Raw genomic sequence first — 12,678 nt, forward strand, 5'->3', positions numbered from 1 at the left:
TTACAAAATCCCGGTGGCGAAGCCAGCCCGTCACCGTGAAGAAAGCCGGAAAACTCCAGCCACCGGCGCTCCAAAGTTCGGTCTCAGAGCAAAAGCCGGAAAACTCCAGCCACCGGCGCTCCAAAGTTCGGTCTCAGAGCACCGGCATGCGCGCCGACATAAAGACCGGTCCAATCGAAGGTGGCAGCCTCCACGACCGGTTCCCGAAACCGGTCCGGATCGATCGGATCGGCCGCCAACGCAGCTGAACTTGACGCGCAAAGAAACGCCGTGGCGGGGATCAGACTTCTAATGTGCATATCATGTGCCTTTCAGTGTGCCGGCAAGACGGTGCCGTTCTCATCTTCGACTGGATGCTGGGTCTGAAGCGCTGAAACCGGCCGCGTGGCGTATCTATTTGCAGGCGAACTTCAGGTTCTTTGCGTGATAGCGTCCAAGGGTCCAATCTCCGACCAGGGCTTGCGAACTCGCGCTTTTGATATGGAAACGAGCCTGGTCAATTCGGACGGTATTTCCTGACAGACTGACCGAACTCGCACGATAGGCGTTGGTCCGGTAACCAACCGGCTTTCCATTCCTGAAAGTCAGCCAGCCTGGCCCGTGGCCCGGAAAGTCCGCCTGGCAGGTTGCGTTTTGCGGGCCGGCCGCAAGAACCCTCTTCGCTGGCGCCGTGTCTCCGCCGCCGTCAGCGGTGGCTGTGCAGCCTGCTGCGACTGCCGCCAGGCCGATTGCAAAAATGGCTGTGGGTAGCCGCATGCTCTGCTCCTTCCGTCTAGTTTCGAATTGGTGGATGAGAGGTCGCCGGACGACCGCTCCGCAGTCGCCAGAACGAGCGCATAGTGACGAATGCAAACATAACCCTCCCTATATTCCAATAGGAATATTACTGTTTGGAATATATAATAACTGGAATTTAGTCAATCCGTTGTCGCGGTATGACGGACAACGGATGCGCACCGGCCTTTATTCGCCGCTCAACACGCGGCTCAGTGAGATCATGAAACGCGCCCGGCTGGAGGCCGGCATAACGCAAGCGGACCTCGCGCGTGCGACCGGTCGCACGCAGGCATACATCTCGAAGTTCGAGAACGGTCAGCTGCGGCTCGACGTTGCCGACTTCATCGTGTTCGCCAAATGCTTGGGCGCTGACGCGCACCGCCTGCTTGACGAACTCGACACCGAACCCGCGGACTAAGGTGGGTCACGAGACAACACTCGCATGCCCGAAATAGCTCTTGTCGTCATCGTGGCCACCCCACCTCAATTGCGTTGGGAATGAGCATAGTCGAGGTGTCGCAATTGCGTGTCTCAAACCGAGTCGCAAAAAATGAGACAGGGAACGCGACCGATTTGCCTATGATCACCACATGCCGATACCGATCCGAAAATCTCTGGCGCTGTCTCTCATCAAAGACCGGTACGAATCCGTGGACGGGCTCGTGGTCGAGTGGGAACATCGCGACCAGCGCAATTCTTCAGGCAAGAGCAACGGCCGCCCGGACAGCCGCCACAAGGCCACTATCTATCGCTGGCTTGATCACGGTATCCCCTCGCGCGCCGATACCGTCTTCGGGTTTGCGTCACTCCTTGATGTTGATCCGGTCGCGCTCATGGACGTGGATGAAGAGTACGTCTATTCGCAGTTCGGCCGCGAACGACGCCTCTATCACCTACGAAGACCGACGAGCACGCATTTGGCGCCGCTCTGGAGCATCTACGAGGTCGACAGCGGCTGGCCGAACCAGGCACTTGCCAACGCCCATTACGGCCGCAACTGGTACACGCATGATTTCCACCACGACCCGACGGCAATCTCTGACGTTTACGCCGCCGTGCTGCTCACTACCGGAGATGCTGCAGCGCCGCGCGCATACCACTTTGCCTATCGTCGGTCCGGCGTTCCCGACCGCACCTGGCGTCCTTACGGCACTGTGGTCGCGCTCGAAGACGACATCATCCTGGTCTCCGAGAGCGGGCACTTCCAGCAAAAGCCGCGTAGCGGTGATCGCTTCTCGGTGGAGACATATTTTGGTCTAGGAGCGGCCGACTTCCGAATCGTCTCGCTCCATCCCTTCGACCTGGAACTTGAAGTGCCGTCCCACCAGACCGAGTGTGTTCGGTTCGTCGCGTAGTTCGCCGAAAGGAGGTTGAAGAAGATCAGGCTGGCCGGTACGCTTCCATCAATTCATTGCCTTTTTCTCCTTTGGTTCAATGAATGCAGAGCGCCGCGCATCATGTGGTAACTGTGCGCGGCGTTTTCTTTGACCGGATGAGATGCTCTCAACGGGGACCCAGCTTGGACCGCGAACAGAACTGCAGCGCAAGGTTCGGTATGCCCCAGTGCTGCGTGAACGCGCCGGAGCGGATCAGCGCATCGTAGGTCGCTTCCTTAAGGGCCCGGCTCGATGCCTTGGCCGTTGATCGCGAAATTGGGCTTGTCCGCTCGCATTCCAACGCGAAGAACCGATAGCGTTTCTCGCCTCCAGCTCGGTGCTCTACGCCGTAAAGAGCGTCCGGGATAAGGTGCGTTTCCATGCGGGTGCGGACAACCGGATGGTTGCGCTCCGGCAAAACAGTCACCGGGATCGATAGCGGATTCGGGGCACGCCGCGTCGAGGCCGGAGCACGAGCCAGGATTTCATCGACCGGGACGAATCGCTGGTTGGGTGTCTGCCTCGTCGCGAGTTCAACGGCCAAAAGGGTGTCGATGATCATCATCGTGTGCAGTATTTGCGGATTGTATGCGCGGGGCGACCGGCGCGAAAAGGTGACGGTACGCGGCGGCAATGCATCATGGCTATCAAGATAGGCCACGCCACTCTGACTGATTTCGTAGAGCATCGGCGTTGATCGGGCATCGAAATGCGGCGCCAACAGCGCAGGCCTATTGAGGTAGCCGGTTTCGTGGAACAGGTCGCCGAGCCGCTCCACAAAGCGCTTTTCTGACCTCGGCCGGATCAGCGCCAGCAAGTGGTCCTGGCGCAAATAGCGGTAGCGATAGAGCCAGCGCAGGATCACCGCATCGCGCGGCCCAAGCACCAGCCGCTTACCAAGAGGCGTGCGGGTAAAGCGGCAGCGGCGTCCAAGCGTGTCGCGTTTTGCGGCCGTGTCCATCTGTCCTTCGCCTCGACTGTCGCTCGTCTTCTTGTACGAGCCCCGAGACAAGCTTGGCGAAAGCGGAGCCGCGCGTCACCGTTTGCTATGGTTCGCAATGGCGCGGGACAATCAGCGGCGAAGCGCTATGGTCGAGGCAAAAAAATCACTGGCACTTAATGAAACCGAGGACGCAGCCGATGATGGCGCGGTCGTTGCGCCAGGTGATGCCACGGGCCGCAAAGCGAACTTTTTCAACCACCAGCTTTTCCGGCACTTCGCGCTCGTTCTCGCCGGTCGCGATATCAAGGAGCAGTTGGCCAAACGATCGCCCGTCACGCGGTGTTGAAACCCGGAGTTCGACATCAAGCAGCTTATTGGAGTTGCCGTTGAAGACCTGCAGCGATGGTGTCGTGAGCCAGGGAATGAGCCCGTTGCCAATCGTAAACTGATAGTCGGGATGGTTGCCGACGCCGGCACATATGACGCGGCGCAGCGGCCACGTTTCGTAGCGCGACCCGGATGCCTCGACGGCCATGTCGAGCATGCCCCGGGTGGCCCCCGATTGGTCAATCGCGCGGCGACACCGAGCAGTCTTGATTCGCGCTCTGAGTGATTCGCGGAGCTGCTTGCAGGTCTGAATCAGAACTTCAGGCGGACTGCCCTTGAGGTTGCACATTGCCAGGGCCGCGTCGGCCGATTCGGTCAAGGGCTCCGCTGATTTATAGGCTTTCCTGATCGTTTCGACCGCATCGTTGACGGCGCTGTCGCGATGGGTGCGGAGGGCATTATCAAATTCGATCTCCAAGCGCGTTTGTTGCAGCGGCGTGAAACGGTCCCGACTTGACGGCTTCAGCTTGAACCAGTTGTGCTGTCGTAGGCCCTGGAGCGTGGCCGGCGCTTTCAGCAACGGATCAGCCAGACGCGCGGCTTCCTGCTTGACGATGCGCCGCCCGTAACGCTCGGCCTTTCTGTCACATCGGTCGTGCATGGCTTCAACCGCGTCAGCGGGCGCTTGCCGCGCGACCGCGATAACGCGCGACAGGAAGAAGTCGCGGCAGGCTTGGGCGGCGTCAACGGGTGCCAGAGTGGCCAGTGTCTTGTCCTTGAAGAACCAGTCGATGTCGGCATCGTCGGTCAGTTCGGCGATGAGATTGGCCTTGGCTTCGGCTTCGCGTCTCTTTTGTTCGGCAGCTTGCGACCTTCTCTCTGCGTCATGGTCGGCTTGCGCCCGTTCGCGCTCCGCTTGATGACGCAGTGAACCGTCTTCGTCAGGCTCGCCCTTCTGAGCGGTCTTGTCCTTTTTCGGAGTGTCGCTGACGCCGGTTTCTGGAACCTCAGCGATATCATTTCCGCCCGGCAGCGACGGCGCAGGCAAAAGAGGCGCGGCAGCACGGTTGTCGTCGATGAAACAGAAGATGATCGTGCCGTTGCGAATGGACAGGCACGGCTGCCCTTCGTAGGCAACTTGCTTTGCCGCCGCGCCGATAAAGGTCAGCGGCTTGCCTTCTCCCCAGCGGGCTTCCATCAAGTCACGCGGTGGCCAACGATAGGCTATTTTGCAGTCCCGCGTTCCGTTGCAGGTTTTCTCGGCGGTGCATTTGTTGCGAAACAGCACCTCGCCGCCCCGAAGCGCCAGACAGACGCCCTGGCGCAATCGCGTGGCGTCTCCGGCCGCGCGGTTTCCGAGCAAGACACGCGTTTCCAACTCTTGCTGCAAATCCTTGCCGACCTGATCAATGGTGCGACCAAGTCTCTCGATGAAGGTTTCGGCTTGGGCAGGCCAGGCGATGGCCATGCTGAGCAGTAGGGATGCAATTAATCTCTTCACGATCGCCAGCCTAGCGAGAGCTTATGCACAGAAAACGGATGAATCCACCGTAGCAAGCGACGCGATCATCTTCAAAAGCAACTTGACCCATACATCGAACCCGGTCTCAATTCTCCTGTTCGGGACGAGGAAGCCGTACATGAAGATTTTGATGCGTCACGAGCAGACTCCGGGACTGTTTCGGTCCGTTCGCTTCAAGCTTTGGGGCAAGGTCGAACTTGAAGGTGATGAACAGGCGATCATCGATCGCTATGACTTCGACCAGGCGAAGTTGATCACCGAAGAAATCGAAGGGCTGATGAAATGGTCGGTCATCATCGGTGTGGTAACCGTCGTTCCTGCCTTCTTCGTCTGGGCGGGATTTTTCGGTCGCGCGATCGGCACGCCGACCGCCCTGGCGACGGGCGCGTTCGCCGGATGGCTGTTCTACGATCGGTTTCGCGAAACTGTCTACGTCAAGGATTTGCTCTACGGCCGACATTTCCGCTGCAAGTCGATCGTCGATATTTCGATACGCGAGGAACGCCTAAGGCAAATGGTCGCCTATCTTCGCGCCGTCATGGAAAGCGCCAAGCATTGGGGCGGCACGCAGACGACCGACGTGCCGCCGCTTGATCCGGAAACCTCGCGCCGGATCATGCTTAGAGGCTTCGCAAGAGGATGGTAGCGACCAAGCACCTCGGCGCTCGGCTCCACCGCTTCGTCTATGGGTTTTTCCGCCAGAGCGATCATACCGAAGTGGTGCATCTTCACGGCCGCATCGACCACCTGCTCCAGGCCAACGGGGTCAAGACGGAAGGTCAGTTGAACGACCTTTGCGCGCGTGTTGCCGGCGATGTTGGCAACGTCTTGCACCTTCCCGACGAGCGGCGAGACGAACTGCGCCACTTCACGGCGCAGCTCATCGCATATGAGGGGATGTTCCGGCTACCGGATGTAGATTTCGCCGAGACCAGGACGACCGCGCAATATTGGGAGTTGAAAGACGAACTCAATGCCCAGAAGGCGTTGCTGGAGCGGTTCCCGTCCGTCACGGACGCCATCACGCTATTGGTGCAGGGATGCTTCGGCGCGCTCTACGACAATCTCGGCAAGGTAGGCGCTGATGACGTCGGTAACGGGATCAACGTAGTGACGCCGCGGATCGATCGCATCGCCTCATTGGGCGAAGTCGTGGAGCGGATCGCGGTCGCCGCTCACGTTGAAGAAATTGAGCATCTCGGCCTGTTTCCCCGACTTCGCAAGCGCCTTGAGGCGAATTTCGTTGCCGCATCGGGCGGTGACCCGCGCGATATAGACGGCTTTTCCAGACCTCTCCGTATGCCCTCCAAGTTTGATGCCAAGACACCGGAGGATTTGGTCGTCACCTACCTGTCCGGAACGCCGCTGCTTGAATTGTTCGCCGGCGAGGAGATGTTCACCATCCCGCAATCGATCCGGTTCGAGCATCACCACATCATTGCCGGGTCGGGTCACGGCAAGACGCAAACATTGCAATACCTGATCGCCAAGGATCTTGATGCGGTCGCCTCCGGAGAGCGTTCGGTCATCGTCATCGACAGTCAGGGGGATTTGATCTCCAACATTGCTGGTCTGAAGGCGTTTGCTCCGGGTGAACCGCTGCATGATCGGGTCTGCATCGTCGACCCGACGGACATTGAGTGGCCGGTCTCGCTCAACCTGTTCGACGTCGGCCAAGCGCGGCTTCAATCCTATCCGCTCTTGGAGCGCGAGCGCCTGACCAATTCGATCCTGGAACTCTACGATTTCGTGCTGGGCACGCTTTTGTCCGCGGAGATGACGCAAAAGCAGAGCGTGATCTTTCGCTACGTCACGCGGCTGATGCTGCACATTCCCGACGCGACCATTCACACCCTGCGCGAACTGATGGAGAAAGGCAGCGAAATCCGCTTCGCCGAACACATTGCGCGCCTGGAAGGCACCGCCCGGCATTTCTTCGAAACCGAGTTTCCGTCAAAAGAATTCGCGCAGACGCGTCAGCAAGTGTTACGCAGATTGTGGGGCATTCTCGAAAACCAGACCTTCGAACGGATGTTCTCTCATCCGCGGTCGAAGCTCGATCTCTTCGCCGAAATGAACGCGGGCAAGGTCATCCTGATCAACACTGCGAAGGACCTGTTGAAGGAGAGCGGTACCGAAATTTTCGGGCGCTTCTTCATTGCCATGATCGCCCAAGCCGCCCAGGAACGTGCGACACTGCCGGAAAGCCAGCGCATGCCCACCATGGTCTATATCGACGAGGCCGCCGATTATTTCGATCGCAATGTCGGGATCATTCTGAGCCAGGCGCGTAAATTCAAGATCGGCATGGTGTTGGCGCACCAATATCTCGGTCAGCTGGACTCAAAGCTCCAGGATGCGTTCTCGGCCAACACCGCGATAAAGTTCGCCGGCGGCTTCACTGGCAAGGACGCGCGGGCCGCCGCCCAGATGCTCAATTGTGATCCGGCGCTGATCGAAGCCCAGCCGAAGGGCGCCTTTGCCGCTCATGTACGAGGCATGACGCGCGCCGCGATCCCGTTGCGATTTCCGCTCGGTGCCCTGGAGGAAATGCTCCGCATGACCTCTGATCAGCAGAACGCGCTTCGCGACCAGATGCGTGCGAACTATGCCGTCCATTACTCGGAATTGAGCCAGTACCAGAGCAAATCCGAGGACCGCGAGGACGCCAAAGCGCAAGGGCGAGACGACCGCAAAGACAAAGACGAAGAAGGTGAAGGGACTCTGTGGGAACAGTCTGAGGCAGCGACAAGTGCAAACCCAAAGACCAAGTCCAACAGGCCGCACCCTCCTGGTGATATCGAGAAACCGGACGACGAATCCGACTGGTAGCGTCGAGCTGTTGCGGCCACCAGTTCCCGCCGCAGAATTCTTTGCCTCTTTGTGATTCCTGCCGAAATTCGGAGTTCCGCATGCGCTACAATGAGCCGGTTTGAGCAGATATGTCCAGCTGGCAAGCCACACGCTGCGAGTGGATACCGTATCCCCCTGCATATCCCCATCGCAGACTGGTAAAAAAGAAAGAGAACCGGCGTTGCCACCGGTTCTCTTCGCTCTCACAAAAGGAGAGTCAGTGCTGTTGACCACGAGCGTCGATGCGTTCCTGAAGCCACTCTAGCACTTCTGCCTCGACCCATCCGACCCGGTTGTTGCCCAGCCGTACCCGCTTGGGGAATTGGCCCGCCACTTCCAGGCGCGCTATGTGTTGGGGAGAGTACAGGACCAGCTCCTTCACCTGCCGCTTGCTCAACAATCTCATCACGATACTCCTCATGTTGAGGAGCATCGCGATGCCCCGGGGTTGATACCCTAGGGTTCAAGAATTGTATTGAATTCTTGATGGATAACAACTCCGCGAGCGGAAGCATTTCATTCCGGTGGATCAAGGACAGCTTTGCGCTCCCAAGCACGAACCCGCTTCGCGGGAGGGCGCCTTTGCCTGAGATGGCGTAATAATCATAGCCTTTGAGCGGTTAGCTGCGGGCGAGCCGCCCATGGAGTTCCCTTCAACGAGAGGAACTCGCCATGGCTACCCCGTCGACCGATGCACCTATCTCGTCGCTTCGCCAGCGCATGCAGCACGACATGCTCATGCGGGGCCTCGGCTCCCACACGCGGCAGGACTACGTTCGTCATGTCCGGTACTTTGCCGCGTTCCTCGGGCGCTCGCCTGATACCGCGACGCCGGACGATATCCGCCGCTTCCAGCTTGATCAGCATGAGAAGGGTGTTGGACCTGCGACCATCAACGGCGCTGTCTCGGCGCTTCGGTTCCTGTTTCTGGTGACACTGCAGCGCCGGGATCTGTCGCGCGCCCTGGTGATTACCCGCTATCACCGCAAGCTGCCGGATGTGCTCAGCGTGGAGGAAGCGGGGCGACTGCTAGAAGCCGCACCGGGCCTCAAGTACAAGGCCGCCCTCGGTGTTGCTTACGGCGCAGGGCTGCGCGTGTCCGAGGTCGCGCACCTCAAGGTCGATGATGTCGACTCGACGCGCATGCTCCTCCGTGTCGAGCAGGGCAAGGGCCGCAAGGATCGCAACGCGGTGCTCTCGCCACAGCTCTTGGAACTGCTTCGGCTAGCCGAAGCCACCTCAATCGCCGTCGAGATCGTCAAGCGCAAGCCCGACCAGATCGGCTTCACGGTCCAGCAGAGGCGGTGGGTAGTCGAGCGCTTCTTCGCCTGGTTCAGCCGCAACCGCAGGCTATGGAAGGATGCAGAGGCCACTATCGAATCCGCCACCGCATTCCTCTACGCTGCAGCCGTCATGATCCTCGTCAGGCGCTTCGCACGAAACTCATGAGCGGTTTCGGCACGGACTCTAAGCGTAATCGGCGACTTGAAATAGCAAAGATGTGTCTGATTCCTCGGCTAGCTCAAGCTCATATGGTCCTGCAGAACCCTGCTCCATCCTGCCGACCCAGAATCCCTCGAGCCCTAGAATGACATAAACCATCGGAGCGCGGCGCTTGTTGGCTTGGCTTTGCCAGGTTTGGATATCGACCAGAGATGGTTTTGGAGAGACCTCAGGATGTGAGTGCCATTCGCCGATCCAGTCCACTTTGAATCCAGAAACGAGCCATTTTCGAACTGCGGCGATTTGATGGATACGATCGAATCTGAGGAACCAGATTCGCGAACTGCGATCACGCAGGCCGGGAAGTGTCGCCGCGGTCACGTGAAGATACTTTCCTCGACGCAAACCCAATAGTATCCCGCCTACTTCATGCTTTGCCCCCTCGTTCCTTGCACATGAAATAATCGCCGCCCACGCGCTCTTGTCAACGAGCACCTGTCCCAGCTCCGCAAGCGGGACACTGTTCGTGTGGCTTTGGTGATTTTTCATTCAGTTTTCTGGCTTCTTCTAGATCAAGTGCAATGGTTCGTAGTCGAGCGCCTGGTTTGCCATCAAAGAAATCCAATATCGCCTGCAGGCCAAGCCCCGCCGCCATCGCTGGTGCGGCAACGGAGAACGGTAGGTATGGGCCATCCCCACATGACGTAGCAGCTATACGTCCCACATCTTTCACGTCCTTGCGGGGATCGTTCAGCCACGGCTTGCCAAGATCGGGACGAAGGCATCGGTAACAAGCGAACCCGTCACCCACGTTGAGAAAAGATTGGGCCGCAATTCCGTTCCCAAACAACCAAGTGTGCAAGAGAAACGCAGACTGTCCAAGTGACCGAGCTTCCAGCGCCCTTTGGTTCAAATAGTCGCTTACCGCTTCGACACCTGTAGCATCTACGACTAGATCGCATCCGCGCAATCGGTTCCACACGTCCTTTACGTCAATTGCCAGTGCTTTGATCCGCACGTCCGGATGAAAACGGGATAGTTCAGTAGCAAGCGCCTCTGCCTTCGACTCACCGATATCGGCGAAGTTAAGCAAGTGTCGACCGAGATTGCCGGCTGCAAGTAACTCGCGGTCCACCAGAAACAGGCGAGCGTCGTTTCCGGCCCCTGATTGGACAAGATACCGAGCTAGATGGCTTCCTATTGTTCCACAGCCAACAACCGCGATAGATTTGCCTTTTAGCGACGTGGCCATGCCATTCAGGTTGCGGGAAGTGATATCGTCCAAGCTTGCCTCGCTACCGTGATACCTGATCAGCCCAATATTGGTTTCACGCTTCCTGATTTCGCCGCGCAGAAATTCCCGCCTTGCGCCACGCTTTGCCAACAGCTTGAGGTCAGTAGGGAGTTCGATTTGGCAACCAACCCAACCGTTGCGCGCCGCGATAAACAGCACCTGTCCGTCAGACAACGCGTTGCCGATTTCTCCGAAGCTCGGAACACTAAATCCGGACTGTTCCTCATACCATTCTCGAAGCTGACCAAGCGTTTTTGGTACCAGAATATTAGTTCCAGCGCCTATATCCGTCGACGCGTGTACGGTGATAGCTGAACGTCCTGTTTGAAATCCGGCCGGGATATGCTGCTTGTCGTTGACCAAAAGCAGTTGTGTCGACGAATTCAAGCTATTTGGAACCGCTAGTCTGGCAGTTCTAGCGGTTGTGCTACGGCCAAACATGACCAGGACGTTGCTTCCGCCCCAATATGACGGGTACTCGGTTGCGACTTCCAAAAGCGCGCCGCCGGCGAGCGATTTTGCAATCGTTGCTTCGGCCTCTCTCAACACACGCAATATTGAAGCGCCGGGTCGGAACCGGTCCAATCGCAGTAGGGAGCGGTCAGCGTAGCAGAGGCCTGTGCCTTCCTCCAGGTGTGCAATAATCGGAAGGCTGACTGACGAGCGGTCAACGAATCGGATTTTGGGCAGTTCTACAAATTCCAGGTCAGGAATGTCGATCTCAACCTCGGCGGTCGTATGCCCAATTCGCAACGAACCACGGTATCGGTCGGGATTTGGCCCGACATGCCGGAAACCGCGTTTTCTTAGGGTAGCGTCGACTTCCCACCGCGCCGTCTGCTCCGCTATCAAGCTGATACCGAAGATCCTACGCGAGGCATCGGCACGGTTTCAGCTTTAGTCTCCAATACCGCTGCGGTCTGCGCTGCGGCGGCAATCACCACCGCTTCAGGCGCATTTGGGATACGATCACTCAACGCCCGCCTGAGTTTCTGGATGACTACGTCCGAATGGAACGTGTCATAAAGAGCCGCTTTAACATCGTCACGAAACGACTCAGCCGCTTTGGCAAGTTCTTCGCGCCACTCTGGTGACCATTCATCGTCACATGCACGCTCGCCTTCACGCCAAGAAATACTCCCCCTCCTTATCCGCTCGGGAAGGTGCTCGGCAACAGCCAGAAGCAACAAATCATCCCGATCCTCGGACGGGCGCTCGCCAAGCGCGGCTAGTGCTTCCACACAAAGCACCATCAGTGCCAGTGAAGAGAAGGCAGCATCATCCCATTTATCGTCACGCCAAGCCTTGGCGTAGCGGCTCAGCCGACGCAGGACCTTTCCATATCTCGTTACATTGGCGATGAACCAATCGTGGATGGCCTTCGGGTCTGACGGGCGCCAGTCTTCCTCACGATCAGCGAGGAGAATCTGCCCTGAACCGAGCCGCACGGATTTCGCGATGGTGTCCAGAGTATCGTTAAGATTGGCCGATTTGCCAAACGTTGTTTCGGTCTGTCGCTCAAACATTTCGGCTAGACGGCGGAAGCTTGTGTCATCGACCGCAAACAGTGGTAGGTCAATGTGCGCGCCTTTTCCGACCAGTGTAATGCGAATGCAGGTGTTTTTTCGCTTGAACTTCCAGCCCTCGCGGGTCACTAGCGGTTCAAGTGCCCTTTGCATAATTTCAAACAGGCCTTCCGATGAGAACACCGGCCGGCCATCTACAAATGGCATGGGAACATAGATGCCGTCGTCCAAGTCGATTTCTTGAGCCCAACGCCGAGCGGGCCTAATGAGTGTTCCATAAGCAAACGAGCCCTGCGTCAAAAACCGGACGTCAAGCTCGCGAAGTGATTCAGCCTTGTTGATGAATTGGTAATCCCGTTTCTCAAAAAGCTTGCCGCGAACATCCGCGTCGGAGACGTAATTGCGCAATGCGCCGAACGCACCCCGCAGTTGCGCCCGAATTTTAGTTCTAGCTTCTCGCAAAAGCTTGTCTTCGGTGCTCTGAGACCGAACTTTGGAGCGCCGGTGGCTGGAGTTTTCCGGCTTTCTTCACGGTGACGGGCTGGCTTCGCCACCGGGATTTTGTAATGCGATCGGGACGTTGTATCCGATCGCCGAGTGAGGCCGAACCTCATTGT

12 protein-coding genes and 1 pseudogene are annotated in these 12,678 nt (G+C 58.0%); 6 read left to right on the top strand and 7 right to left on the bottom strand.

Features of this window, described 5'->3' with window-relative positions; translation table 11 throughout:
• A partial coding sequence (locus tag ABJ076_RS18930) for a hypothetical protein (protein WP_348107441.1) occupies positions 1-248 on the top strand: 248 nt, incomplete at its 5' end.
• 145 nt (positions 249-393) lie between these two features.
• Here the strand turns inward: ABJ076_RS18930 and ABJ076_RS18935 are convergent.
• On the bottom strand, positions 394-756 hold the full coding sequence (locus ABJ076_RS18935; protein WP_348107443.1) for a hypothetical protein: 363 nt from the start codon (positions 754-756) through the stop codon (positions 394-396).
• Positions 757-949: 193 nt separating this feature from the next.
• Between ABJ076_RS18935 and ABJ076_RS18940 the strand changes: the two genes are divergently transcribed.
• Both ABJ076_RS18940 and ABJ076_RS18945 read left to right on the top strand, forming a co-directional pair.
• Positions 950-1,195, top strand: a complete 246-nt coding sequence (locus ABJ076_RS18940) for a helix-turn-helix transcriptional regulator (protein ID WP_348107446.1) — start codon at positions 950-952, stop codon at positions 1,193-1,195.
• A gap of 172 nt (positions 1,196-1,367) precedes the next feature.
• Complete coding sequence (locus tag ABJ076_RS18945; protein WP_348107448.1) at positions 1,368-2,132, top strand: hypothetical protein; 765 nt, start codon at positions 1,368-1,370, stop codon at positions 2,130-2,132.
• Between the two features lie 148 nt (positions 2,133-2,280).
• On the opposite strand, the gene ABJ076_RS18950 is transcribed toward ABJ076_RS18945, so the two are convergent.
• Positions 2,281-3,114, bottom strand: a complete 834-nt coding sequence (locus ABJ076_RS18950) for a replication-relaxation family protein (RefSeq protein ID WP_348107451.1) — start codon at positions 3,112-3,114, stop codon at positions 2,281-2,283.
• A 145-nt stretch (positions 3,115-3,259) separates the two neighbouring features.
• Positions 3,260-4,924: a hypothetical protein gene (locus ABJ076_RS18955; protein WP_348208889.1), complete on the bottom strand. Its 1,665-nt coding sequence runs from the start codon at positions 4,922-4,924 to the stop codon at positions 3,260-3,262.
• A gap of 139 nt (positions 4,925-5,063) precedes the next feature.
• Here ABJ076_RS18955 and ABJ076_RS18960 point away from each other — a divergent pair, with 139 nt between their 5' ends.
• Together ABJ076_RS18960 and ABJ076_RS18965 are read left to right on the top strand one after the other, a co-directional pair.
• The gene (locus tag ABJ076_RS18960) at positions 5,064-5,591 is read left to right on the top strand and encodes a hypothetical protein (RefSeq protein ID WP_348208891.1); all 528 of its coding nucleotides are present in this window, start codon (positions 5,064-5,066) and stop codon (positions 5,589-5,591) included.
• Complete coding sequence (locus ABJ076_RS18965; RefSeq protein WP_348107458.1) at positions 5,585-7,777, top strand: hypothetical protein; 2,193 nt, start codon at positions 5,585-5,587, stop codon at positions 7,775-7,777. The genes ABJ076_RS18960 and ABJ076_RS18965 overlap by 7 nt, the downstream gene beginning before the upstream one ends.
• A gap of 238 nt (positions 7,778-8,015) precedes the next feature.
• Here the strand turns inward: ABJ076_RS18965 and ABJ076_RS18970 are convergent, their stop codons facing one another.
• Complete coding sequence (locus ABJ076_RS18970) at positions 8,016-8,231, bottom strand: AlpA family phage regulatory protein (protein ID WP_348195744.1); 216 nt, start codon at positions 8,229-8,231, stop codon at positions 8,016-8,018.
• Positions 8,232-8,470: 239 nt separating this feature from the next.
• On the opposite strand from ABJ076_RS18970, the gene ABJ076_RS18975 reads away from it, so the two are divergent.
• Complete coding sequence (locus tag ABJ076_RS18975; protein WP_348107462.1) at positions 8,471-9,247, top strand: phage integrase N-terminal SAM-like domain-containing protein; 777 nt, start codon at positions 8,471-8,473, stop codon at positions 9,245-9,247.
• Positions 9,248-9,265: 18 nt separating this feature from the next.
• Here the strand turns inward: ABJ076_RS18975 and ABJ076_RS18980 are convergent, their stop codons facing one another.
• From ABJ076_RS18980 to ABJ076_RS18990, 3 genes and pseudogenes are all read right to left on the bottom strand, one after another.
• A complete protein-coding gene (locus ABJ076_RS18980; protein ID WP_348110905.1) occupies positions 9,266-9,736 on the bottom strand; it encodes a Mov34/MPN/PAD-1 family protein in 471 nt (156 codons plus the stop codon).
• Positions 9,726-11,387 carry a ThiF family adenylyltransferase gene (locus tag ABJ076_RS18985; protein WP_348110907.1) on the bottom strand — a complete coding sequence of 554 codons (1,662 nt, stop codon included), beginning with the start codon at positions 11,385-11,387 and terminating at the stop codon, positions 9,726-9,728. Before ABJ076_RS18985 ends, ABJ076_RS18980 begins: the two co-directional genes overlap by 11 nt.
• Positions 11,384-12,550 (bottom strand): annotated as a pseudogene (locus ABJ076_RS18990) (CBASS cGAMP synthase); the annotation flags it as partial. The pseudogene ABJ076_RS18990 and the gene ABJ076_RS18985, both read right to left, overlap by 4 nt.
• Positions 12,551-12,678: the final 128 nt, after the last annotated feature.

It is taken from the genome of Nisaea sp., assembly GCF_039990255.1.
In the GTDB taxonomy this organism is placed as follows: domain Bacteria; phylum Pseudomonadota; class Alphaproteobacteria; order Thalassobaculales; family Thalassobaculaceae; genus Nisaea.